The sequence below is a fragment of the Rhizobium metallidurans genome (assembly GCF_014196505.1).
Taxonomy (GTDB): domain Bacteria; phylum Pseudomonadota; class Alphaproteobacteria; order Rhizobiales; family Rhizobiaceae; genus Rhizobium; species Rhizobium metallidurans.
Genome location: NZ_JACIDW010000002.1, coordinates 363021 through 386089 on the forward strand (window position 1 = coordinate 363021; position 23069 = coordinate 386089).

Annotated in this window: 21 protein-coding genes and 1 riboswitch; of the genes, 12 read left to right on the plus strand and 9 right to left on the minus strand. The window is 61.7% G+C overall.

Annotation, left to right across the window (positions count from 1 at the left end; translation table 11 throughout):
• Window positions 1-9 precede the first annotated feature (9 nt).
• Window positions 10-357: a helix-turn-helix domain-containing protein gene (locus GGQ67_RS05740; protein WP_183899232.1), complete on the minus strand. Its 348-nt coding sequence runs from the start codon at window positions 355-357 to the stop codon at window positions 10-12.
• A 139-nt stretch (window positions 358-496) separates the two neighbouring features.
• Here GGQ67_RS05740 and GGQ67_RS05745 point away from each other — a divergent pair, with 139 nt between their 5' ends.
• Both GGQ67_RS05745 and GGQ67_RS05750 read left to right on the plus strand, forming a co-directional pair.
• Window positions 497-1087, plus strand: coding sequence for a helix-turn-helix domain-containing protein (locus GGQ67_RS05745; RefSeq protein WP_183899233.1), 591 nt, complete (start codon window positions 497-499; stop codon window positions 1085-1087).
• Window positions 1088-2261: 1174 nt separating this feature from the next.
• Complete coding sequence (locus GGQ67_RS05750) at window positions 2262-2744, plus strand: hypothetical protein (protein ID WP_183899234.1); 483 nt, start codon at window positions 2262-2264, stop codon at window positions 2742-2744.
• 149 nt (window positions 2745-2893) lie between these two features.
• Here GGQ67_RS05750 and GGQ67_RS05755 read toward each other — a convergent pair whose 3' ends face one another.
• Window positions 2894-3814: an MYG1 family protein gene (locus GGQ67_RS05755; protein WP_183899235.1), complete on the minus strand. Its 921-nt coding sequence runs from the start codon at window positions 3812-3814 to the stop codon at window positions 2894-2896.
• A 654-nt stretch (window positions 3815-4468) separates the two neighbouring features.
• Here GGQ67_RS05755 and ku (GGQ67_RS05760) point away from each other — a divergent pair.
• Window positions 4469-5272: a non-homologous end joining protein Ku gene (gene ku, locus GGQ67_RS05760; RefSeq protein WP_183899236.1), complete on the plus strand. Its 804-nt coding sequence runs from the start codon at window positions 4469-4471 to the stop codon at window positions 5270-5272.
• 24 nt (window positions 5273-5296) lie between these two features.
• Here the strand turns inward: ku (GGQ67_RS05760) and ligD are convergent, their stop codons facing one another.
• The 3 genes from ligD to GGQ67_RS05775 are packed head-to-tail and all read right to left on the minus strand — an operon-like array spanning window position 5297 to window position 8978.
• Entirely contained in the window at window positions 5297-7834 is a 2538-nt protein-coding gene (gene ligD, locus GGQ67_RS05765) for a DNA ligase D (RefSeq protein WP_183899237.1), read from the minus strand.
• A 2-nt stretch (window positions 7835-7836) separates the two neighbouring features.
• A complete protein-coding gene (gene ku / locus GGQ67_RS05770; RefSeq protein WP_183899238.1) occupies window positions 7837-8706 on the minus strand; it encodes a non-homologous end joining protein Ku in 870 nt (289 codons plus the stop codon).
• 2 nt (window positions 8707-8708) lie between these two features.
• Window positions 8709-8978, minus strand: a complete 270-nt coding sequence (locus GGQ67_RS05775; RefSeq protein ID WP_183899239.1) for a hypothetical protein — start codon at window positions 8976-8978, stop codon at window positions 8709-8711.
• Window positions 8979-9207: 229 nt separating this feature from the next.
• On the opposite strand from GGQ67_RS05775, the gene GGQ67_RS05780 reads away from it, so the two are divergent.
• From GGQ67_RS05780 to GGQ67_RS05790, 3 genes are all read left to right on the plus strand, one after another.
• Window positions 9208-10167 (plus strand): helix-turn-helix domain-containing protein, encoded by a 960-nt coding sequence (locus GGQ67_RS05780; protein WP_183899240.1) that lies wholly within the window; start codon window positions 9208-9210, stop codon window positions 10165-10167.
• A 413-nt stretch (window positions 10168-10580) separates the two neighbouring features.
• Entirely contained in the window at window positions 10581-12089 is a 1509-nt protein-coding gene (adh, locus tag GGQ67_RS05785) for an aldehyde dehydrogenase (protein WP_183899241.1), read from the plus strand.
• Between the two features lie 223 nt (window positions 12090-12312).
• Entirely contained in the window at window positions 12313-12702 is a 390-nt protein-coding gene (locus tag GGQ67_RS05790) for a DUF779 domain-containing protein (RefSeq protein ID WP_183899242.1), read from the plus strand.
• Here GGQ67_RS05790 and GGQ67_RS05795 read toward each other — a convergent pair.
• Together GGQ67_RS05795 and GGQ67_RS05800 are read right to left on the minus strand one after the other, a co-directional pair.
• Window positions 12699-13064 carry a hypothetical protein gene (locus tag GGQ67_RS05795; RefSeq protein WP_183899243.1) on the minus strand — a complete coding sequence of 122 codons (366 nt, stop codon included), beginning with the start codon at window positions 13062-13064 and terminating at the stop codon, window positions 12699-12701. The two genes, GGQ67_RS05790 and GGQ67_RS05795, sit on opposite strands and share 4 nt — an antisense overlap.
• Before the next feature lie 384 nt (window positions 13065-13448).
• The gene (locus GGQ67_RS05800) at window positions 13449-14465 is read right to left on the minus strand and encodes a substrate-binding domain-containing protein (RefSeq protein ID WP_183899244.1); all 1017 of its coding nucleotides are present in this window, start codon (window positions 14463-14465) and stop codon (window positions 13449-13451) included.
• Window positions 14466-14782: 317 nt separating this feature from the next.
• Here GGQ67_RS05800 and GGQ67_RS05805 point away from each other — a divergent pair, with 317 nt between their 5' ends.
• The 6 genes from GGQ67_RS05805 to GGQ67_RS05830 all read left to right on the plus strand — a co-directional run bounded on the left by GGQ67_RS05805 (window position 14783) and on the right by GGQ67_RS05830 (window position 20968).
• Window positions 14783-16048 (plus strand): ABC transporter substrate-binding protein, encoded by a 1266-nt coding sequence (locus GGQ67_RS05805; protein ID WP_183899245.1) that lies wholly within the window; start codon window positions 14783-14785, stop codon window positions 16046-16048.
• An 84-nt stretch (window positions 16049-16132) separates the two neighbouring features.
• On the plus strand, window positions 16133-17119 hold the full coding sequence (locus tag GGQ67_RS05810) for a carbohydrate ABC transporter permease (RefSeq protein WP_183899246.1): 987 nt from the start codon (window positions 16133-16135) through the stop codon (window positions 17117-17119).
• On the plus strand, window positions 17119-17949 hold the full coding sequence (locus GGQ67_RS05815; protein WP_183899247.1) for a carbohydrate ABC transporter permease: 831 nt from the start codon (window positions 17119-17121) through the stop codon (window positions 17947-17949). Before GGQ67_RS05810 ends, GGQ67_RS05815 begins: the two co-directional genes overlap by 1 nt.
• Window positions 17950-17961: 12 nt before the next feature.
• Window positions 17962-18990: an ABC transporter ATP-binding protein gene (locus GGQ67_RS05820; RefSeq protein WP_183899248.1), complete on the plus strand. Its 1029-nt coding sequence runs from the start codon at window positions 17962-17964 to the stop codon at window positions 18988-18990.
• Window positions 18991-19064: 74 nt separating this feature from the next.
• Window positions 19065-19850 carry a ThuA domain-containing protein gene (locus GGQ67_RS05825; protein WP_112822199.1) on the plus strand — a complete coding sequence of 262 codons (786 nt, stop codon included), beginning with the start codon at window positions 19065-19067 and terminating at the stop codon, window positions 19848-19850.
• An 11-nt stretch (window positions 19851-19861) separates the two neighbouring features.
• Window positions 19862-20968: a Gfo/Idh/MocA family protein gene (locus tag GGQ67_RS05830; protein ID WP_183899249.1), complete on the plus strand. Its 1107-nt coding sequence runs from the start codon at window positions 19862-19864 to the stop codon at window positions 20966-20968.
• A 137-nt stretch (window positions 20969-21105) separates the two neighbouring features.
• Here the strand turns inward: GGQ67_RS05830 and GGQ67_RS05835 are convergent, their stop codons facing one another.
• Both GGQ67_RS05835 and GGQ67_RS05840 read right to left on the minus strand, forming a co-directional pair.
• On the minus strand, window positions 21106-22335 hold the full coding sequence (locus GGQ67_RS05835; RefSeq protein ID WP_183899250.1) for a multidrug effflux MFS transporter: 1230 nt from the start codon (window positions 22333-22335) through the stop codon (window positions 21106-21108).
• Window positions 22336-22365: 30 nt separating this feature from the next.
• Window positions 22366-22483, minus strand: a riboswitch (TPP riboswitch).
• Between the two features lie 224 nt (window positions 22484-22707).
• A complete protein-coding gene (locus GGQ67_RS05840; RefSeq protein WP_246400125.1) occupies window positions 22708-23061 on the minus strand; it encodes a nucleoside triphosphate pyrophosphohydrolase family protein in 354 nt (117 codons plus the stop codon).
• Between the last annotated feature and the right edge of the window lie 8 nt (window positions 23062-23069).

Consider the following 23069-nt stretch of genomic DNA (forward strand, 5'->3'; position numbering starts at 1 on the left):
TGGCGTCCATCACGCGGCCTCCTGCGAAGTGGTACCCGTCTCGTGCTTCTCACGTCGAGCGCGCATGCTCGGAGGTCGCGCATAGTTCTCAGGCGGCTGCGGGCTGCGGCGCTGACCGTCTGCGTGATAACGGGTTCTCCACAGATGCTCGGGACGACGGCGAAGTGCCGCTGCGATCGCCCGCTCTCCCGCAAGATTAGCCTGCTGCAGCGTGTTGCCGCATGTGCCGAGCGAGAGCCGGTAATCTCTATCGATACTGGTGAGCGTTAAACCCGCCTCAGACAGGAGACGCTTGACACGGTTCATCTCGTCAAGGCGCAGTTTCGCTGCCTTGTCCGCGGTGCGGTCATGGTGCATGGTATTCCTCGTTGTGAACGGGGAGGCCCTAGCCGGCCTCCCTTTTCATGGGTGATTTGGTCTATGAACATAGAAAGGGATATAGCCATTTCTGGCCACTTGCAACAGAAAAGTGGCCATAAGTGGCTATCGAAATTAGATGAGTGAGTTGGCCGACAGAATACGTATTGCCGCCAAACGGGTCGGCGGTCTGAACCGCCTCGCCCAGCAGATCGAGGTACCTCGAAAAACGCTAGGCAATTGGCTCGCGGGAACCAGCCCGAAACCGGACGCTGTACGGAAAATTGCTTCAGTCAGCGACGTTAGCCTTGATTGGTTGATCAGTGGCGAAGGCGATCCCGACGAAGACGGTTACGCCGTTCTGGCTCGAAGAACTGACAAAAAGATTCAGGACCAGATGTCTCCGGAGGAGTTCTCCGAGGGACTTCGTCGAGGCTTGGAACGTTTGACCGGTAGCAACCAACCCACGCCTGCCCAACCTTCAGTGGACGTAAAGCGCGAGGTGATCCGAGCAGTTCGCCAGACGTATGATGATGCGGCGGTTACGGCCGCAGGGGATGATATTGCGCTTGTTGCCATGGATATTTTCGCAACGCTGACGAGCCGAGTGCGTGACATCGATGACGAAAGCGAAGTCCGCATGGTCCTCACTCATCTGATCCACCATCTGAAGCATGACTTGCGAGAGGCAGCGCGCAATCCAGGTCACGGGAAACGCGAGGCCTCATGATTGTTCAACCATGTTTGGAAACACGCGAATCTGGAGCAGAGCCGAGCGCGCCCGGTCTGCCCGACCAGGTCATCCGCATCGACGATGTAAGGAGAGAAGCAAAGGCTTCAGCAAGACTTGGGTTTAATGCACTATTCGATCAGCTTACGGACGCCCTCAAACTCTAAGCAAGTATTTTTAAGCTATCGTACACTACCACCGGAAGGCAATCCGCCTTCCGTGTGCAAGGTAAACGCGAGTTATTCTAGGAATGCTTTTCATGCCTGCCCCACTGCAATTCCGGCAGACGGCGCCGGAGCCGGGGGTTGAACACGTGCCACTCAGACACGCCGAAGCGCCTTTAGCCGAAGCCTGGACATAGCGCATCGCCCCCGGCCGATAAGGCCACGGCGAATGCGCCAGCCGCTTAGCTGCGCATGCGTTCGGCCGCCGCTGTCGCGGCGCGCCTATGAGTGATCAGGGTGTTCAAGCCCACTGTGATTTATAGAAATACGACCGCAGCGGGCAACCGCTAATATCCACCAACGCTGATGAGGGTTAACGCTCGATCGCTGATAATTTCTCGACAGGCGTTTCAATTCTGTAAGAGACTGAAATCGTTACGTTTGTGCCTACATTCACCCAATTTTCTCAGCGTGATAAAATCTAAATTGGAAAAACGGGCGGTTTCCGCCGCAAACTCGACGAGTGGCGGCGAGTTCTCACAGCTCCATCGATCGTTAAATATCAATGGTTTGAAGAGGCGCTGAAGCGCTGTTGAAGGATTTTCGGTGTTCTGCATGGTGCAGGTTGCGCCAAACGCGATCCCGACGCCGAGCCGCAAATCTTGCCCAGCGGAGCTGTCAAAAGTTTTCGGTCGGGTTTCCCGGCAGTCACACTGCAATCACCTGATTTATAACGTTTTTCCGCGCATTCCCGGATAATCCCGGTTGATCCCACGTATTCCGGATACTGGTGTCAAACAACAGCCCTTTTGCGTTTTGGGCTGCGGTTACAACAGCGTTTGCCAGACCAGGTGCTTCAGAATTCGCAGCATCGAGCGCGATGCTCGACCAATTGCAGCCGAGTGAGGCAGAGCTGTGATAATTAAAAGCTGCGCTGAATTGCCTCCAAGCTGATTGACAGAGGACGCTTTGTTCGCAATGCGGCTCGCGTCAAGGTTGGGGAATCTTTTATGCATAAAACAACTATCGCGGCATCGGCCCTCGCCGTGCTGCTAAGTTCCTGCGTCCAGTCCAGCACCATGCGGGTCTCGAGAAACCAAATGATCATCCAGACGAGCGCGGAGCCGATGTGCGGCAGTGTTGGCGCGGCTAAGGCGGCACAGAAACAGGCTGCCGTCGAGACCATCAAGGCGGGCTACGATCGCTACATCATCACGTCAGCAGCAGCGGCGAACAACGTCACCGCAACCCAGATGCCAGGAAACTACGATACCTATGGCACCATCAACTCCTATGGCGGATACGGCACGGTCAATGCGACGACAACCTATACGCCAGGGCCGATCATCTACGGTGGTTCGCACGACCAGTCCATTGGGATCGTAATGTTCAAGGATGGCGAACCAGGCAGCAGCCAGGCTATATCCGCTCGTGACGTCCTTGGCCCCAAATGGGCGGCGATCGTCAAGGATGGAGTGAATCTCTGCAATTAGTGGCCCGCTCGAGCAAAGCATGGCCGATAGCGCAACGGGCTCATCGTTCGATCGCGGCTAGCGCTGTAAGATGCTCGGATTGTCCGGTGGCGCGCACGTTCGGGGTTGAGCCTTGCGTCACCTTTCAATGCCCGAGCGCCCCTTTAGCCTCACACGCCCCCCACCGCCTCGGCCACCGCGATCTCCGCCATCTTCAGCGCCGCTTCGCGGCTCCTGGCGGCGGCGATGAAGCGGCCGTTGTGGCAGAAGCTGGCGCCTTCAACGCCGCTTGCGGCTTCGAGGTCGCCGTTTGTGAGGCCCGCCCAGGCGGCCGGCAGGTCGGCGCGCAGCGTAAAACCTTCCTCCTCGCGGCGGATGCCGGTCACGCACCAGTCCTTGTCGCGCGGGTGGACGACGAAGAGCAGGTGGTCGGCGCCGGCCTTGACGATGGCGGGGCGGAAGGGCATGCCCATTGGCAGTTCCAGCACGCGGCTTTCGCCGGCAGCGATGATCGCCTTGTGCACCAGCGCCTCCGCCCTGCGCTTCGCGGCGCTCTTTGAGATCCGCGCCTCGACGAAGCTGCGCGCGATGGCGAGGGCTTCGTGAAAGGCGCGGTCGTCGGCGCCGGGATCGGTCTCGTCGAAGACCGGCTTCAGCGTTTCCAGGAGTGCCGGCAGCGTCAGCCCGGCAAGCGGCCCGGAGGGGCTGAGCGCGCCATTGTCGGTAAGATCGATCGGCAGCACGAAGCTGCCGTCGAAAGAGGCGTGGATATCATCGATATCGTCCTCGGGAATATCGGATGCGGCCAGATAATCGCGCCCGTAATGCTTCCAGATCAGGCCGAACGAGCTGTAGGGCTGGCCGTCCTCGCGCAGCGGCGCGCCACGCTGGTGGTGGTCGAATATGCGCGCCTCGGCGTCATAGGCGCCGCCGACATCGTAGATGATCCGGTCGGCCCCCGGCGTGATCCATTCCGGCGCACGGCTCCGCATGATCCGCGCCTCGGGAAAGAGCTTCGTCAGAATGACGGTGGAGAGCAGTTCGTCGGCATGGAAGCCACCGGAATGCGTGACGAGAAATTCAGGTTTCATGCGGCGGCGCCCTCTTGTCTGCGGATCATCCGCATATGCAGGCACCAGATAGCCGTTGGCGCATATGACCTCAACCCGCGCGCGGCGCATTTTCATGCACTGATGCTGCACTGCATCATGCAATCGGATGGGTTGCCGCACGTCGCAGGCCATGTCCTTGAACCCGGCCGAAGGTTAAGGTTTGCTTTCATGCGGACATCCTGAATATCACGAAACGGTGAATTTTACGCTTGCCATCGGCAAAAGCCCGCGCGAGTATCACCGTCTAAGCATGATAGTGACGGGAACCACACGTGCCTAAAACGGGAATAATAGCGGTATCCGGGACATCCATGTCCCACCAGTGCATTTTCACGGCCGATGACGGTGGCGGTAAAATCCGCGGCTGTCCGCGCTTTCTCGGAATGATCTTCGGGAAGCCGAGCGTGCGCCTCGCCGACACGGCGAACGGAAGATGGGCCTCCATCGAACTCGGCAAGGTGGATCGACGCGGCAATGCGACGTTTCGCTGGCGCTAGCATCGTCTGACCTTCATGTGCTGCCCGACATCAAATGGATGTGGCGCCTGACACGAGGGAACAAAATCCGCGCTCCGGCCGTTGAAACGGCATCGCCGTATTGCGGCTTGGAGGGGCGCGAAGGCGCCGGCATCGGATGGCGCGTCAGACCTATTGGAAGGGTTATCTCAAGCTGTCGCTCGTGACCGCGTCGGTATCGCTGACGCCGGCGACCACGGATACCAACCAGCTGCGGTTTCATGTGCTGAACCGCAAGACCAGAAATCGCGTCGAAAGCCGCTATGTCGACAGCGTCACCCACAAGCCGATTTCGGACAAGGATCAGGCCAAGGGCTATCCCCGCGGCGAGGACGACTATGTCATCCTCGAGGACGACGAGATCAGCGAGGTCGGGCTGGAGAGCACGCGCACCATCGACATATCGAGCTTCGTGCCGCGCGGCTCGATCGATTGGATCTGGTACGACAAGCCGCATTTCCTGGCGCCGGAAGACAAGGTCGGCGTCGAGGCTTTCTGCGTCATCCGCGAGGCGATGAAGGCAAACGATGTCGTCGGCATCGCCCGTCTCGTTCTCTACCGCCGCGAACGCGCCGTGCTGCTGGAGCCGCAGGGCAAGGGCATCGTGCTCTGGACGCTGCATTTCGGCGACGAGGTCCGCGAGCCGGCCGGGACTGTCGATCTTGCCAGCAAGACCGACCATAAGGTGCTGGCGCTGATGAGCAAGCTGGTCAAGGACCGCACCGAGGAATGGAAACCCTCGATGGTCACCGATCCCGTGCAGAAACGCATCCGGGCGATGATCCGCGCCAAGCAGAAGAGCCTGCCGAAGCCCGTGGCGGCAACGAAGCGCCCGCCGGTTAAATCCACCGGCAACGTCGTCAATATCATGGACGCGCTGAAGAAGAGCATCGCCAAGGATGGCGGACGGCCGAAGCACTAGCTCCTCGCATATATCGGGCTATTCTTACTTGCGCTTTTCGAGCGGCGCCGCCGCGTGGAAGAAATCCGCCCACGGATCGCTTGCCAGCGAGTTCATCCGCGAAGGCGTGTTGTCGACGGTGAAATAGGCCGGGCCGATTTCTTCCGTCAGCTCGCTCCAATCAAGCGGCATCGACACGGCGGCACCGGGCCGGGCGCGGGTCGAATAGGCGGCGACGGCGGTGTTGCCTCGTCCGTTGCGGAGATAATCGATGAAGATCTTGCCGTTGCGTTTCGCCTTGGTGGCGGTCGCCAGATATTTGTCCGGCTGATCTTTCGTCATCCCGTCCGCCAGCGCCTTCGCGAAGGCCTTGGCCTGCACCCATCCGGCCTTCGGCTTCAGCGGCGTCACCACATGGAGACCCTTGCCGCCGGAGGTCTTCACGAAGGCAGCCAGCCCCGCCGCCTCGAGCCGCTGCTTCAACTCGTGGGCCGCAGCGATCACCTCGGCCCAGGCGACATCGTCGGCCGGATCGAGATCCATGGTGATCATGTCGGGCTTCTCGAAGCTCGCGGTCGTCGCCCCCCAGGGGTGGACCTCGAGAACGGCCGATTGCACCAGCGCGACGAGCCCGTCGAAATCAGCGATACGCAGCAGCTTTTCGCCACCCCGGTCCTTCGGATCTGATATCTCCTCGATATGGGCGTTCATTCCCTTCCAGGCATGCTTCTGGAAGAAGCGTTGGCGTCCGGCAATACCGTCAGGGCAGCGCAGCAGCGCCAGCGGGCGGTTGACCACGAAGGGCTCCATGAAGCGCCAGACCTGCGCGTAATAATCCGCAAGTCCCTGCTTGGTGACGCCCTGATCCGGCCAGTAGATGCGATCGGGGTGGGTGAGCGCGACGTTCGATTGCGGCGCCGGATCGGCCTTGCCTTTTTCGGTCTCGCGCATTACATCCCCCGCCGCCTTGTCCTCGCGCAGCCCGCGAAACGCCGCATGCCGCAGATTGCCGTCCGCCGACCATGCCTGAAACTCCACATCCGCCACAAGCCTGGGCTTGACGTGGACAAGCCCGCGCCGCGCCTCGGCCGACAGGGTATCCTCGAAGGCGGTTTTCGCCTGCCGGTCCTGCGAAAGACGGTCATGCAGCATTTTGGCGGTCGAAACCGAGAATCCGGTGCCGACGCGGCCGACATAGTGAAGCTTGCCGCCCTTGTAATAGCCCATGGCCAGCGAACCGATCGCGTTCTTCGTCGCCGTCGACGGCACGAAGCCGCCGATCACGAACTCCTGCCGTTTCGAGCACTTGGACTTGACCCACTCACCCGAACGTCCGGAGCTATAGTTGCTGTCGCCACGCTTGGAGATCACACCCTCCAGCCCCAGGCCGCAGGCATGGTCGAGCACGAGCGAACCCTTCTCGGTGAAATGGCTGCTGTAGCGCAGTGTCGGGTTATCAGGAGCCAGAAGCGTTTCCAGCAAGGCCTTGCGGGAAAGCAGCGACACCTCGCGCATGTCGTGCCCGTCGAGATGCAGGAGATCGAAGCCGTAGAACACGAAGCGGTCCTTGTGCCCTTCGCTGAGATCGCTCTGCAGCGCGGAAAAATCCGAAGCGCCATTGTCGCGCTCGACCACCACCTCGCCGTCGATCAAGGCCGATTGCACCGGCAGCTCCGAGAATGCCCTCGCAAGCACTTCGCCGAACCGCTCCGTCCAGTCCAGCCCCGTGCGCGTCAGCATCGTCACCTTGCCGTGGTCGATCCTGATCTGCAGCCTGTAGCCATCGAACTTGATCTCGTGGACCCACCCGTCGCCAACAGGCGGTTTCGGCTTCAGCTTGGCGAGCGCGGGCTCGACGAAGTCAGGGAGGCCGGCCTTGACCGCACCGTCGGGCCATTGGCGCGGTTTGGTCTTGGTCGCCCTCGACTTTGGATCGGACGACGTGGTGCGCCCCTTCCCGGCCTCACTGCTGTCCGTCCCTTTTGGCCGCGAGTGCCAGGCGGCATCCGGGTTCTTGGCCACCTCTTCGATCTTGCGGCCGGTTTTCGCCGATTCAGGCCGCAGCTTCAGGATATCGCCCTTGGCGCGCGCTTCCTCGTCCTCGGCCTTGATCAGCAGCCAGTTCTCCCGGGTTTCGCCGGGCTTGCCGTGCATCCGCACCAGATGCCAGCGACCTTTCAGCTTGTCGCCATCGAGGTCGAATTCCATGTGGCCCTTCTTGTATGCCTTGCGCATGTCACCATGCGGTGCCCATGTGCCGCGATCCCAGACGATGACGGTGCCGCCGCCATACTCGCCCTTCGGGATGATGCCCTCGAAGTCGCCATAGTCGAGCGGGTGGTCCTCCACATGCACCGCCAGACGTTTGTCGTCGGGATTGAGGCTCGGCCCGCGCGTCACCGCCCAGCTCTTCAGCACCCCGTCCATTTCCAGCCGGAAGTCGTAATGCAGCCGCGTCGCGTCGTGTTTCTGGATCACGAAGCTCAGCGCGTTGCTGTCTCGCGCCGTAGAGGCACGTTTTCCGCCGTGCGGCTCCGGCGTCCGCTTGAAATCGCGCTTGGCGTGATAGGTTTCGAGCGCCATGGTCAGCTCGCCTTCGTCGATCCGCCGTTACCGCGCGCGGCGCTCCTGGCGGATGCCTTGCCCGCCATCTTGCCGCTCGTCTTCCCACTCGCCTTGCCGCTCATCTTCGCGCTCTCGCGCAGCGCTTCCATGAGGTCGATCACCTTGCCCTTCGGCTCGGCCTTGCGCTTGGGCAGCGCCCTGCCCTCGATCTTCGCCTGCACCAGTTCCGCCAGCGCCGCCTCGTAGCGATCCTCATAATCCCGGGGATTGAAGCTGCCTTTCTTGGTGCCGATGATATGGCCGGCGAGTTCGATCATTTCCTTGTCGAACTTGATATCGGGAATATCCTTGAACACCGTCTCGGCGTTGCGCACCTCGTAATCGTAGTTCAGCGTGGTCGCGACGATGCAATCGTCCTGCGGCCTGATCAGCACGGTGCGCGTCTTGCGAAACAGAACGGCCTCACCGAGCGCGGCGACCTTCTGGTCCCGCATCGCCCGCGCGATCAGTGCCAGCGCCTCCTCGTCGTCCTCGCTGACCGGCGCAAGATAATAGGGCCGGTCGAAATAGAGCTTGTTGATCTCGTCATAGGGAACGAAGCCCTGCACCGTCAGGAGCTTGTCGCTCTCGGGCGCGAAGGCGGCAAGTTCCTCGCCCTCGATCATGACGTAGTCGCCGCTATCCAGCCGGTAGCCCTTCACCTGGTCGTCGCGTTCCACCGGCTTTCCCGTCTCGCTGTCGACGAACTGCCGCTCGACGCGATGGCCGGTCTTGCGATTGATGATGTTGAAGGAAATGCGGTCAGCGACCGAGACCGCGGTGTAGAGCCCCACCGCGCAGACGAGATCGCCCACCTTCAGATGCCCCTTCCAGCTTGCCCGCGCGGCCATGTCTATTCCTCCCGCCCCGTGTTGCGCCGCAGCCGCTCATCGAGCGCCACGATCTTCTCCACCGAGGCGATTTCGTCGCTGGTCACGACAGGAACCGGATCGCTGGCGATCGCCTCCAGCACGTCGCTCGACAGCGCGCCATGGCGGATCGCCCACTCCAGCGTTTCGCGGGTCTCGCGCTCGGCCTTCAGCTGCGCGTAGAGCGCGATGATCAGCCGGTCGCGTGCATCGAAGTGGCCGCGTTTCTCATCGGTTTTGCGGACATGCGCCATCGAAACCTGCCTCCCTTGCCGGTTGGAGCAGTAACCGGCCAGCGGCCGGAAAGTTCCGCGCGTCCCTCACATGTCCAACTGTCGCAGATCTGAGACAGGTCCGGTCACCGCCGTGATGCCCAAACGACGGCTTACATTGCCGCGAGTTGCCAAGGACGTGTATTTTCGTCACACTCCTGTCGATGATCTGTGGTGGTAGGAGCTGCAGCTCTTGATGGGAGGAACCCCGATGCACGAACACTCTGCGCATGCGGAGCATGTCTACACGTGCACGCAGCGCGATTCAGCCGCGGCAAGTTCTTCCGTGGTCGCCTCCTGGCGCCGCTGCATCGCCATGCACCAGCTGGCGCCGGAAGAGCGGCGCGCGCCTCTCCGCCTCATGGACCAGGAGTTCAGGCAGGCCCGCGAACAATCCGAGCAGCTGATCGCCAACGCCACCGACGAACTCGACCGTCTGTTCACGACGGCAGGAAAGGCCGGCTGCTGCCTGCTTCTGACCGACCGCGATGGCATCGCGCTGGAGCGCCGCGGCGCGATCGGCGACGACAAGGAATTTCACGATCTCGGCCTCTGGACCGGCTCGGTCTGGACCGAAGCCAGCATCGGCACCAACGGCATCGGCACGGCGCTGGCCGACGAGCGCTCGGTCTCGATCTTTCGCGACCAGCACTTCTTCTGCTCCAACATCAAGCTCAGCTGCACGACATCGCCGATCCGCGATCATCGTGGGCAGCTGGCGGCCGCGCTCGACATCTCCACCTGCCGCGACGACGTCAACGAGATGACGCTCGGCATTCTCGCGCAGATGGTGCGCGATGCCGCCATGCGCATCGAGATCAATCTCTTCCGCAGCGCCTATGCCGGCGCCCGCTTCGTGATGGTGCCCTCGGGAACCAACCCGACCGCGGCGCTTCTGGCCGTCGATCGCCACGACCTCGTGCTCGGCGCCACCCGCGCCGCGCGCCTGGCGCTGAAGCTCGACGACCGCAGCATCGCCGCCGGCATTCCGGCCGCCGATGCCCTGCACGAGACCCGCATGTCCGACGACGAGGATCTCGTCGAGGCCGAACGCGCGGCATTGCTGAGGGCTCTGACCCGCTCCAGCGGCAACGTCTCGCAGGCGGCGATCGCGCTCGGCATGAGCCGCGCCACGCTGCATCGCAAGATGAAGAAGCTCAATCTGCACTAGGGTCAAAACTCAATCAGGATAGGGGTTCTGCAAGCTGTATTTTGTGTCTGAGTAGGAGGAGAGGTGCGGGAAATGCCCATCATTTTCAAACCTTTCCGACGCCCGCAGGCACAAAATACAGCTTGCCCGCAGGGTTGGCGATGACGGGCCGCCTGATCGCAACCAATGCTCGACAAGACCAGAAGGTCTTGCCTTGCGCTTGTTTGCTTCCATCCAATCCCGTCATCGTCAACAGAACCCCTATCCTGATTGAGTTTTGACCCTAATCCTGTTGTAGTCGGCACTGATGTAGCAGCGATGCGACACTGTGCGCTGCGGTATCGCCGGGTGCCGCTATATCCCGACACAAAAGACGCGCAGATTTCCTCCCACGGGTTCGCGTCCGAACCTGGCTCATCTCAAGGGAGGATGACATGCTGCATCAGAAAATCGTCGAGTCGCCGTTCAAGCTGAAGTACGGGAACTATATCGGCGGCGAATGGCGCGAGCCGATCGAAGGCAAATACTTCGACAACATCACCCCGGTCACCGGCGGCAAGCTCTGCGAAATTCCGCGCTCCAGCGAAAAGGACATCAACGCGGCGCTCGATGCCGCCCATGCCGCCAAGGACAAGTGGGCGCGCACCTCGGTCGCCGAGCGCGCCAATATCCTGATGAAGATCGCCCAGCGGATGGAGGACAAGCTGGAAGTTCTGGCCCAGGCCGAGACGTGGGACAACGGCAAGCCGATCCGCGAAACCATGGCCGCCGACATTCCACTCGCCATCGACCACTTCCGCTACTTCGCGTCCTGCGTACGCGCCCAGGAAGGCTCGATTGGCGAGATCGACAACGACACCGTCGCCTATCACTTCCATGAACCGCTCGGCGTCGTCGGCCAGATCATTCCCTGGAACTTCCCGATCCTCATGGCCGCCTGGAAGCTGGCGCCCGCTCTTGCCGCCGGCAACTGCGTGGTCATCAAGCCGGCAGAACAGACGCCTGCCTCGCTGCTCGTATGGGCCGAGATCATCGGCGACCTGCTGCCGGCCGGCGTGCTGAACATCGTCAACGGTTTCGGCCTCGAGGCCGGCAAGCCGCTGGCATCGAGCCCGCGCATCGCCAAGATAGCCTTCACCGGCGAAACCACGACGGGCCGGCTGATCATGCAATATGCCAGCCAGAACCTCATCCCCGTCACGCTCGAACTCGGCGGCAAGTCGCCCAACATCTTCTTTTCCGACGTGGCCGACGAGGACGACGACTTCTTCGACAAGGCGCTGGAAGGCTTTGCGATGTTCGCGCTCAACCAGGGCGAAGTCTGCACATGCCCGAGCCGCGCGCTCGTGCATGAAAAGATCTACGACCGCTTCATGGAACGCGCCGTCAAGCGCGTCGAAGCCATCGTGCAGGGCAACCCGCTCGACAGTGCCACGATGATCGGCGCCCAGGCTTCCAACGAGCAGATGGAAAAGATCCTCGCCTATCTCGACATCGGCAAGCAGGAAGGCGCCGAAGTCTTGACCGGCGGCTCCCGCAACGACCTTGGCGGCGAACTGGCGAGCGGCTACTACATCAAGCCGACGATCTTCAAGGGCCACAACAAGATGCGCGTCTTCCAGGAAGAGATCTTCGGCCCGGTCGTCTCGGTCACCACCTTCAAGGACGAAGCCGAGGCGCTGTCGATCGCCAACGACACGCTCTACGGCCTCGGCGCCGGTGTCTGGACCCGCAACGGCAACCGCGCCTATCGCTTCGGCCGCGAAATCCAGGCCGGCCGCGTCTGGACCAATTGCTACCACGCCTACCCGGCCCACGCGGCCTTCGGCGGCTACAAGCAGTCCGGCATCGGTCGCGAAACCCACAAGATGATGCTCGACCACTACCAGCAGACCAAGAACATGCTGGTCAGCTACAGCGAAAAGAAGCTCGGTTTCTTCTGAGAATCGGCTTGAATTCGGCATCCCTCATCGCATCTGAAGATGGATGCCGGGTTACGAAAGAAAGTCCCCCTCTGGCCTGCCGGCCATCTCCCCCACAAGGGGGGAGAAAACCAGCGGCCACCGCCTGCCTAAAGAAGCTTCGGCAGGTCGGCTGGGTTAAGCCCTCCCCCTTGTGGGGAGGGTTGGGAGGGGTCTTCGGCCAAGCCGTGCGGAGGAGATCGCAATGGACACCACGGTCAACGGAGAACCCCGCGTTCTCGCAACCGACGCCGCCGTCGCCCTGATCGACGAGATCAGGCGCGACTATCCCGACATCCTCTTCCATCAGTCCGGCGGCTGCTGCGATGGGTCTTCGCCCATGTGCTATCCGACCGACGATTTCATCGTCGGCGATCATGACGTGAAGCTTGGCGAAATATCAGGCGTCCCCGTCTACATCAGCGCCAGCCAGTTCGAAGCCTGGAAGCATACGCAGCTGATCATCGACGTGGTGGCCGGGCGCGGTGGAATGTTCTCGCTGGATAACGGCCGGGAAAAGCGCTTCCTCACCCGCTCGCGCATGTTCGGCGGCGGCGAGGCTTGCGCGATCCCGGGCGTGCAGAAGGTTGTCTAGTGCTTGCGCACCTTGCCCGTCGGAATGGCGGATGAGGTGACCGAAACCGGATCGCTTGCCGGGAAGCTGTCCTCCAGCCCCTGCGCCAGCTGATCCTCCATCTCGTCCACATCGCCGGCGGCGCGAGCGCTTGGCTGTGCCTCGCCGGCTTCCACGCTCGAGAGCGCGGTGGTCGCGTCGAAGGATGCCAGCTCGCCCATGACGGCCTTGGCCCGGTCGATCGCATTGTTCGACGTCAACGTCCGATCCATATCCTTGCGCAACTGCACGGACACGACCTCGCCGCCCTTTCCGACGAACTCGACCGTAAACCCTCGTCTCCCGCCCTGCTCCGGAATGACCTGCGTGCCGATGACCTGCATGAAATGTCTCCTTTGCACATTTCAGGAGACAACGGCGGCCATCCGACAAAGTTCCGCGAGACCCGCCCAACCGGGAGGGCAAACCGGAGCGCCACCGCGCGGCCAAAAAAAAGCCACCGCTCGTGACGGTGGCCGTAGTCATGAAGGTTCTTAAAAACCTCCAGAGGGGAACAGTTGCGTCATCGACCAGCGAGGCCGGCCGACTGCATAAGCAACTATAGGTAATAGTAGCCCCCTATCGTAAAAATTCAATCAATTGGCGGCTGAATTTATCGAGGGACGTAAATCATATTTCCAGATCCGCCCCAAAACGGGGGATAATTTACCACTTTCAGGTTGCAACCCGGCAAACACAGAAATCCGACGCCCCCGAAGCCATCGAAATCAGCGCTGCACCGGGGCGGTTGATTCGCGCAGGATCAGTTCGACAGGCCAGAGCTCGTGGATCTCCAGCGGCGACCGGCCTGATACCAGTTGCAGGACCAGATCCGCGCAGCGCGTGCCCGCCGCACGCATCGATGACCGCGTCGCCGACAGGGAGGGCGCCATGTTGTCGGCCGTCAGATAGGGAAACACGTCGTCATGGGCGATGACGGAGACCTCGCGACCGACCTGCAACCCGAGCGAGCGAACCGCGCGATAGACCCCTAGCGCCGTCATCATCGAGCCCGCGACGATCGCCGTCGGCGGATTGGCCTGCTCGAGCAGCGAGCGGGCGAAGCGAAAGCCGAGCTCGTCGGTAAAATTGCCGCTGGCGATCAACTGTGGATCGAGTTCGACCCCACGGCTCTGCAGCGCGTCGCGATAGCCCTTGTCGCGATGCAGCGCATAGGTCGCCCCCGGGCGGCCGTTGATCATGGCGATCCTGGTATGGCCGAGATCGATGAGATGCGAGGTCGCGCGGCGCACCGCGCCCTCGTTGTCGATGTCGAGCCAGGCATGCGGCACGTCGATATCGGATCGGCCGTGGACCAGAAACGGCATGCCGAGCCTGTGCAGCAGCGCGATGCGCTCGTCGTTGGGGCGCGGCGAATGCACGATGATCGCGTCGACCCGCTGGCTTTCCACCAGCCGCCGGTAGAGCTGCATCTCGTCGTTATGATCGGGGTCGGCCATGGGAATGACGAGAATGTCGGTGTCCTCGGCCACCAGCCTCTCGGCCATCCCCGCCATGAACTCGGCGAAGTGAAACTCGCCCGCCCGCCCCATCACCACGCCGATGGCACCTGCCCGCCCGGTCTTCAGCCTGACGGCATTGACGTTCGGCCGATAGCCGAGCCGAACGGCCTCTTCCGCCACGCGCGCCCGGGTCACTTCGCTGACTTCGGGATAGCCGCTCAGCGCGCGACTGACCGTCGTCGGCGACAATCCGAGCTGTTTTGCGAACTCTCTAAGCTTCATGCACCGACACGTCTTTCATCGCCCGCTATTGGACCGTTCCCAAACCCTATAAGCCAATCCGTCGATATTTGGCACAAAATCCGCACATCGGCCAAACCGATTTCAAATTTCGACTGTCATCCGCGTTTGACGTTCGACGTTCTCCACATCCATCGAGCCTCGCACCCAATTGTTTTTGCAAGACAAATCTCCGAATTGGTTCGAGGTGGACACCTGAAGAACTACCCGCTTGACTTGATATCGGGCTTCTGACAACTTTTTCCAACCAAATCGTTTTCAAATTAGAGGACGCTATGGTTCTTTTTGGGAGGAAGATCATGAAGTTTCGTCTTACGACGGCCGTCATCGCGGCCGCGCTCATCGGCACGGCCCTGCCGTCGCTGGCCGCCAACATCAGCATCTCTGCAAGCTCCACCGGTAAAAACCTCGACCTGTTCCGCAAGCAGCTCGACGCCTTCGAAAAGGCGACCGGCAACAAGGTCAGCATCGTCACCATGCCGTCCTCGTCGACCGAGCAGTTCTCGCAGTACCGCCTGTGGCTCGCCGCCGGCAACAAGGATGTCGACGTCTACCAGACCGACGTGATCTGGGCGCCGCAGCTGGCCGACCAGTTCCTCGATCTCAAGGACGCCGCCAAGGACGTCGCGGGCGATTTCTTCCCCTCGATCATCCAGTCGCAGACCGTCAACGGCCGCCTCGTCGCCATGCCGCTCTATACCGACGCACCGGCCCTCTTCTACCGCAAGGACCTGCTCGACAAGTACGGCAAGCAGCCGCCGAAGACCTGGGACGAGATGGCGGCGACCGCCAAGGAAATCCAGGACAAGGAGCGCGAAGCCGGCCAGAAGGACCTCTGGGGCTACGTCTTCCAGGGCAACGCCTATGAAGGCCTGACCTGCAACGCGCTGGAATGGATCAAATCGTCAGGCGGCGGCCAGATCATCGAGACCGACGGCACCATTTCGATCAACAACGAGAAGGCCGCGGCCGCCATCGAGCGCGCCAAGGGCTGGGTCGGCACCATCTCGCCGGGCGGCGTGCTTGCCTACCAGGAAGAAGAGTCACGCGGCGTCTGGCAGACCGGCAACGCCGTCTTCATGCGCAACTGGCCTTACGCCTATGCGCTTGGAAACGGCCCTGACAGCGCCGTGAAGGGCAAGTTCGATGTCACCACGCTGCCGGCGGCCGCCGATGGCGAAAAGCCGTCCTCGACGCTCGGCGGCTGGAACCTCGCCGTCTCCAAATATTCGCAGAACCCCGAGGTGGCGATCGAGCTCGTGAAGTTCCTGACGTCGAAGGAAAGCCAGAAGCAGCGCGCCATCGAGCTCTCCAACCTGCCGACGCTGTCCGCGCTCTACGACGACAAGGACATCGCCGCCGCGGCACCCTTCATGCCGAACTGGAAGCCGATCTTCGAAAACGCCGTGCCGCGCCCCTCGGCTTCGGCCAAGGTCAAGTACAATGAGGTCTCCGCCAAGTTCTGGACCGCCGTCCACAACACGCTGTCGGGCAACGGAACGGCCGCTGAAAACCTCGAGCTTCTCGAAGCCGACCTGACGTCGCTCAAGGGCGACAACTGGTAATCCATCGATGCGCCGGCGGCGGGCTATCCGCTGCCGGCGCTGCGAAGGACGCCATCGTCAATCGTCTCAGGAAGCGGGTATCTCATGAGTGAAGTTGCAGTTTCTGAACGCCTGAAGGCGCCGGCGCGCGCCAGGGCCACCTCGTCGGACCTGAAGGCCGACCGCGTCCGTTCCGCCTGGATGTTTCTGGCGCCGACGCTGTTCATCCTCGCCATCGTCGCCGGCTGGCCGCTGTTTCGCACCATCTACTTCAGCTTCACCAACGCCTCGCTCACCAATCTCGGCGAAGCCCGCTTCGTCGGCTTCGACAATTATCTCACATGGATCACGCTGAAGAGCGGCCGCACCGTCTACAAGGGCCTGCTCGCCGATCCAGCCTGGTGGAACGCGGTGTGGAACACGATGAAATTCACCGTGCTTTCCGTGCTGATCGAAACCGCGCTCGGCCTTATCGTCGCGCTGGTGCTCAACGCCCAGTTCGCCGGCCGCGGCATCGTGCGCGCCGCGATCCTGATCCCATGGGCGATCCCGACCATCGTCTCGGCCAAGATGTGGGCCTGGATGCTCAACGACCAGTTCGGCATCCTGAACGACCTCTTCATGGCGCTCGGCCTGATCAGCCAGAAGATCGCCTGGACCGCCAATCCCGAGACAGCGATGACGGCTGTCCTGATCGTCGACGTCTGGAAGACCACGCCCTTCATGGCGCTTCTCATTCTCGCCGGCCTGCAGATGGTGCCCGGCGATATCTACGAGGCCGCCAAGATCGACGGCATCAACCCGATCAAGGTCTTCTGGCGCCTGACGCTGCCGCTGATCCGCCCCGCGATCATGGTCGCCGTCATCTTCCGCATGCTCGACGCCATGCGCATCTTCGACCTGATCTACGTGCTGACGCCGAACAACGCGCAGACCAAGACCATGTCGGTCATGGCCCGGGAGAACCTCTTCGACTTCGACAAGTTCGCCTATGGCGCAACCGCCTCGACCGTCCTCTTCCTGCTCATCGCCACCGTCACCGTGCTCTACATGTGGCTCGGCCGCGTCAACCTCGGCGGGAGTGAACGCTGATGCTTCTCACAGCCACGAAAAACACCCTCTTCTATCTCCTCGTCGGCGTCATCGTCATCATCGCGGTCTTCCCCTTCTACTACGCGATCCTGACCAGTTTCAAAGCCGGCACGGCGCTGTTCGAGATCAACTACTGGCCGACCTCGATCTCCTTTGCGAACTACACGAACGTGCTCACCACGGGCAGCTTCATCAAAAGCCTCGGCAATTCGCTGCTGATCGCCGTCTGCGTCGTCGCCGCCTCGCTGCTGCTCGCCGTCACCGCATCCTATGCTCTCGCCCGCGTGCATTTCCGCGGCCGGGCGCTCCTGATGCTGACGATCCTGTCGGTCTCGATGTTCCCGCAGATCGCCGTGCTGGCCGGCCTGTTCGAGCTGATCCGCTGGATCGGCATCTTCAACACGCCATTCGCGCTGATCTTCTCCTACATGATCTTCACCCTGCCCTTCACGGTCTGGGTTCTGACCACCTTCATGCGTGATCTGCCCATCGAAATCGAGGAAGCGGCGATCGTCGACGGCGCCTCTCCATGGGTCATCATTACCCAGGTTTTCATGCCGCTGATGTGGCCGGCTTTGGTCACGACGGGACTGCTCGCCTTCATTACGGCCTGGAACGAATTCCTTTTCGCCCTAACCTTTACGTCTTCGGACGCGCAGCGGACCGTTCCGGTTGCCATCGCCTTGCTATCGGGCGGCAGCCAGTTCGAGATTCCGTGGGGCAACATCATGGCGGCATCCGTCATCGTCACCGTCCCGGTCGTTGTCCTGGTGCTCATATTCCAGCGCCGGATCATTTCCGGCCTCACCGCCGGCGGCGTCAAAGGTTGAAGAAAGCACGATATGGCACAGATTAGACTCGACAATATCAGAAAGAGCTTCGGCGCTCTCGAAGTCATCAAGGGCGTCACCATGGATATCCGCAAGGGTGAGTTCATGGTCTTCGTCGGCCCGTCCGGCTGCGGCAAGTCCACGCTTCTGCGACTGATCTCCGGCCTGGAGGACATATCGGAAGGCACGCTCTCCTTCGATGGACAGGCGGTGAACCAGCTCTCGCCCTCCAAGCGCGGCATCGCCATGGTCTTCCAGTCCTACGCGCTCTATCCGCACATGACCGTCTTCGACAACATGGCATTCGGCATGAAATTGTCGGGCCGCACGAAGGACGAGTGCAAGGCCCGTGTCGAACAGGCAGCCGGCATGCTGCAGCTCTCGCCCTATCTGGAGCGCCTGCCCCGCCAGCTCTCCGGCGGCCAGCGCCAGCGCGTCGCGATCGGCCGCGCCATCGTGCGCGATCCCAAGGTCTTTCTCTTCGACGAGCCGCTGTCGAACCTCGACGCGGCACTGCGCGTCGCCACACGCCTGGAGATCGCCAAGCTCCACCGCAGCATGCACGACACGACGATGATCTACGTCACCCACGACCAGGTCGAGGCGATGACACTCGCCGACCGTATCTGCGTGTTGCGCGATGGTGTCGTCGAGCAGATCGGCACGCCGCTCGAGCTCTACGAAACCCCGAATTCCGTCTTCGTCGCCGGCTTCATCGGCTCGCCGAAGATGAACTTCCTGACCGGCGAATTCTCCGCGCCCTACAACGCCCACACGATCGGGGTGCGCGCCGAACACATCGAGATCACCAACCGGGAGCCCGCCTGGAAGGGCACGGTGATCCACTCCGAAATCCTCGGTTCCGACAGCTTCGTCTATCTCGACATCGGCACGCCGGAACCGCTGGTCGTTCGCGAAACCGGCGTTTCGCGCCACCAGCCCGGCGACAATCTCGGCGTCTCGCCTGTCACCGGCGCCATCCACCGTTTCGCCCCATCCGGACGCGCGCTCGAAAGGATCCCCTTGAAGGGCGCCGCCTGAACCCAACCCAAACAACCGGATCCCGACCGCTTCCCACCGGTTTCGATCCACCACGCGCATGAAGGAGCATGACCTTGGCTATTCGCACCATCGTATGGGGTGAAAACATCCATGAAAACACCAACGAGATCGTCCGCGGCATCTATCCCGACGGCATGCACACGACGATCGCCAACGCGCTGAACACTGATCCAGCGATCAGCGCCACGACCGCGACGCTGCAGGAGCCGGAACACGGCCTCACGGAAGCCCGCCTCGCCGAAACCGACGTACTGACCTGGTGGGGCCACAAGGACCACGGCGCCGTCTCCGACGTCGTCGTCGAGCGCGTCGCCAAGCGCGTCTGGGAAGGCATGGGCCTGCTCGTCCTGCATTCCGGCCACTTCTCGAAGATCTTCAAGCGCCTGATGGGCACGCCCTGCGCGCTGAAGTGGCGCGAGGCCGGCGAGCGCGAGCGTCTTTGGACGATCAACCAGCGCCACCCGATCGCGGCAGGCATCGGCGAGAATTTCGTGCTCGAGAACGAAGAGATGTACGGCGAGCAGTTCTCCGTGCCGGAGCCGCTCGAGACGGTATTCATCTCCTGGTTCCAGGGCGGCGAAGTCTTCCGCTCGGGCCTCACCTGGCGCCGCGGCGCCGGCAACATCTTCTACTTCCGCCCGGGCCACGAGACCTATCCGACCTACCACGACGCCAACGTCCAGAAGGTGCTGATCAACGGCGTCAAATGGGCCTATAATCCTGAGGGAGACCTGAAGAGCATCACCGATGCCCCGAATGTCCCGGTCGAGAAGGCGCTGGAGCCGATCACGGAACGCGGCCCGAGACTGCACCAGGCCGGCGAAGCCGGTTACCGCTGAGGAGAAGAGCAATGCGTCTACTCGTTCTTGGCACGGGCGTCATGGCCAAAAACCAGGTCGCCAACTTTCTCGCGATCGATGGCGTCGAGGTTGTCGGCGCCGTCGATACGGATCTGGCACGGCTGACCGAATTCGCCGATCACTTCCACATCGAAAAGCGCTTCCGCACGCTGGAAGAAGCGATCGAATGGGGTGAGTTCGACAGCGCCACCAACGTCACGCCTGATCGCATCCACTACGCGACCAGCCTGGCGCTGATCGCGGCCGGCAAGCACGTCTTCTGCGAAAAGCCGCTGGCCGAACATTACGACCACGCGCTGGAGATGACGGAAGCCGCTGAAGCCGCCGGCGTCATCAACATGGTCAACCTCACCTACCGCAACGTCGCGCCCCTGCAGCGCGCCCGCGAGATGGTTCTGGCCGGCGAACTCGGCACCATCAGGCACGTCGAGGCCTCCTATCTCCAGAGCTGGCTCGTCTCCCGCGCCTGGGGCGACTGGCGCACGGAATCGCGCTGGCTGTGGCGCTTGTCCACCGGTCACGGCTCCAATGGCGTGCTCGGCGATGTCGGCATCCACATCCTCGACTTCGCGGCCTATGGCGCGGCGACCGATATCGACCACGTCTTCGCCCGCCTGAAGACCTTCAACAAGGCGCCGGGCGGCCAGATCGGCGAGTACCTGCTGGATGCCAACGACAGCTTCACCATGTCGGTGGATTTCACCAATGGTGCGCTCGGCGTCATCCATGCCACGCGCTGGGCGACGGGCCACCTCAACGAGCTGAAGCTGCGCATCTACGGCGAAAAGGGCAGCCTCGAGGTTACCCATCGCCCCGATGGCTCCGACCTGCGCGGCTGCTTCGGCGACGACATCGAAAGCGCCACCTGGCGCGACATCGAGGTGCCGCCGGTCTTGACCAACTACCAGCGCTTCGCCGAAGCCGTGAAGACCGGCAGGCAGGACGACCCCACCTTCCGCCACGCCGCCAACCTGCAGAAGGTCATCGACCTCGCGATCGTCTCCGAACGCGAACGCCGCGAACTCAACCTCCTGGCCGCGCAGCAGCAGGACAGCGCCCCCGACAAGCGCATCCCGCCGCTGACGGTGGTGGTGTAAGGGGTAGATCGACAATGCAGGGCCCGCGAAAGCGGGCCCTGCTGTGCGGTGGCGGCAAACACCCGATGACGGCGATGGCCCGAAGCACACCTGGCTTCCGGTCGGAATCGGGCGTGCACGCGCAGCAGCGATAGACGTTATGAAAGTTCATGCGCCGGGCCGCGCTTTTCGACGAACGCCGCCAATACAGCGGCGAGTAAAGCCAGAGCGGCTGAGGCGAACATGATGCAGAACAACATGTATGTGGCATTGGCTTCTGTCAGCAGCGCACCGGTGAGCGAGGAAAGCAACGCGCCGCCTGATACCGTCATTGCGCCAGCAAGCCCAGCAGCGCTGCCGGCGAGTTCCGAACGAACCGAAAGCGCACCAGCGTTGGCACTCGGCATGGTCAAGCCGTTTCCAATGCCGATCAGTATGCATGGACCGAACAGCGCAGCGATCTGCTTCACATCGGTCAGAAGCAGGGCCAAGCCTATCGCAGGACCGAGACAAGCGATGAGACGGCCCACGATTATCATGGTGGTCAGATGATAACGGCCAGCATAACGACCGGATAGGAAGCTGCCAAACACATACCCTCCGGTCACGCTCCCTATGAAAAGTCCCACGGAGGTTGCGGGCAGATCGAAAATCGCCGCGACAAGCGGAGCGCCAGCGAAAAACGCGTAGACGGTTCCCGCGGAAAACGACATGCACGAGGCATAGGCCCAAAAACGCGGCGCTTTGAGCAAGGCGGGATAGGTCCGAAACTGGCTGGCGATGGAACGAGACTGCCTCGTGTTTGTCTCGGGGAGATCGAACCAGCAAACGGCAATCATCAACACGCCGGCACATGCAAGCGCCCAGAAAATGGCCCGCCACCCCAGGGTTTCATCTATGATGCCACCGACAGCCGGACCAAGCATTGGGGCGACCGCCCATATCATGGCCGCATAGCCGATCCGGCTGGCCGTCTGCTGTCTCCCGGCGGTGTCCCTGATAATTGCCATCGATACCGGATAACAGGAGGTGATCGTGGCCTGGAGCAGGCGAAACATCAGGAACACCCATATGTTCGTTGCCAGCGCGCAGCCGATTGAGCCAACAATGAATACGACGAGACTGACCATCACGACAGGTCGCCGCCCGAACCGGTCGGACAGAGGCCCCATGACCAGTTCAAGAGTCGCGGAAACAACGGCATAACCTGCCAGCGATAGACTCACGAGCGCATAGTCGACGCGATAGTCCCGCGAAATATTCGCCAGCGACGGCAGGAACACGTTCAGCGGCAACACCGACAGGGCACATAGCAAGGTCAACGTTGCTAGTCTTGGCGGCGAACGCGTTTCGGCGTTTGGTTGCGAGGGTTGATTTTCGAATGTCATTGCGGCCTCGATTGTGAGGCCGGCAAAAGAGAAAGGTGTTCTGACCCGTCCCTTCGCCGGCATGATCCGGATCAGGTTCAAAGGGTCACTGCGCTGCCTGCGGCCAACAGAATCTCAGCCCCTTGTCGGGACACCCCTCGGTCTTTTCAGACTACCTCACACACATGAAACAGGCACGCGTTTATTTCTGGGCGCAAGCCGGGCGCCTGGATCCGTCCGGCATCACCTCGATCTGGATCTATGCTATCCCGAGCGATCAGATCGACGAATATCTTCTGGATGCCAACGACGGCTTCAATCGCCGGCCTCGCTGCGCACGGCGACTTGAACATTCGACAACCGGCCGCGATAGGTAAGAACGAATGGCAGAAATCAGCCGTCACCAGCCACCTTGTCGACGTCGAGGCTGACATATTTATCGAGATGCCTGAGCCATTTGCGTTCGATGGCAGCTTCGATGTTGATTTCGTTGGCGCGCAGATAGAGAACGAACTGGCCAAACAGGTCTGCCGCTTCGTTTTCCAGTGCTTCGCGGCTGCCGCCTGAACCATCCGCATTTGGCTTCGCCCTGCCGGCAATCAAAAGATGTTCGGCCGTCAGTTCGCCCAGTTCCTCCGTCAGCTTCAGAAGATACCAGTCCGCGTTACGCTCGATCTCATGGACCCGCGCATAAAGCTCGCCGACCTGCCCGATCCGGTCACTCAACTCCCTGAATGTCGCGCTCATTTTATCCT

Coding starts and splice junctions, on each gene's coding strand:
- GGQ67_RS05740 (WP_183899232.1), bottom strand. CDS start 357: ATGCACCATGACCGCACCGCGGACAAGGCAGCGAAACTGCGCCTTGAC.
- GGQ67_RS05745 (WP_183899233.1), top strand. CDS start 497: ATGAGTGAGTTGGCCGACAGAATACGTATTGCCGCCAAACGGGTCGGC.
- GGQ67_RS05750 (WP_183899234.1), top strand. CDS start 2,262: ATGCATAAAACAACTATCGCGGCATCGGCCCTCGCCGTGCTGCTAAGT.
- GGQ67_RS05755 (WP_183899235.1), bottom strand. CDS start 3,814: ATGAAACCTGAATTTCTCGTCACGCATTCCGGTGGCTTCCATGCCGAC.
- ku (WP_183899236.1), top strand. CDS start 4,469: ATGGCGCGTCAGACCTATTGGAAGGGTTATCTCAAGCTGTCGCTCGTG.
- ligD (WP_183899237.1), bottom strand. CDS start 7,834: ATGGCGCTCGAAACCTATCACGCCAAGCGCGATTTCAAGCGGACGCCG.
- ku (WP_183899238.1), bottom strand. CDS start 8,706: ATGGCCGCGCGGGCAAGCTGGAAGGGGCATCTGAAGGTGGGCGATCTC.
- GGQ67_RS05775 (WP_183899239.1), bottom strand. CDS start 8,978: ATGGCGCATGTCCGCAAAACCGATGAGAAACGCGGCCACTTCGATGCA.
- GGQ67_RS05780 (WP_183899240.1), top strand. CDS start 9,208: ATGCACGAACACTCTGCGCATGCGGAGCATGTCTACACGTGCACGCAG.
- adh (WP_183899241.1), top strand. CDS start 10,581: ATGCTGCATCAGAAAATCGTCGAGTCGCCGTTCAAGCTGAAGTACGGG.
- GGQ67_RS05790 (WP_183899242.1), top strand. CDS start 12,313: ATGGACACCACGGTCAACGGAGAACCCCGCGTTCTCGCAACCGACGCC.
- GGQ67_RS05795 (WP_183899243.1), bottom strand. CDS start 13,064: ATGCAGGTCATCGGCACGCAGGTCATTCCGGAGCAGGGCGGGAGACGA.
- GGQ67_RS05800 (WP_183899244.1), bottom strand. CDS start 14,465: ATGAAGCTTAGAGAGTTCGCAAAACAGCTCGGATTGTCGCCGACGACG.
- GGQ67_RS05805 (WP_183899245.1), top strand. CDS start 14,783: ATGAAGTTTCGTCTTACGACGGCCGTCATCGCGGCCGCGCTCATCGGC.
- GGQ67_RS05810 (WP_183899246.1), top strand. CDS start 16,133: ATGAGTGAAGTTGCAGTTTCTGAACGCCTGAAGGCGCCGGCGCGCGCC.
- GGQ67_RS05815 (WP_183899247.1), top strand. CDS start 17,119: ATGCTTCTCACAGCCACGAAAAACACCCTCTTCTATCTCCTCGTCGGC.
- GGQ67_RS05820 (WP_183899248.1), top strand. CDS start 17,962: ATGGCACAGATTAGACTCGACAATATCAGAAAGAGCTTCGGCGCTCTC.
- GGQ67_RS05830 (WP_183899249.1), top strand. CDS start 19,862: ATGCGTCTACTCGTTCTTGGCACGGGCGTCATGGCCAAAAACCAGGTC.
- GGQ67_RS05835 (WP_183899250.1), bottom strand. CDS start 22,335: ATGACATTCGAAAATCAACCCTCGCAACCAAACGCCGAAACGCGTTCG.
- GGQ67_RS05840 (WP_246400125.1), bottom strand. CDS start 23,061: ATGAGCGCGACATTCAGGGAGTTGAGTGACCGGATCGGGCAGGTCGGC.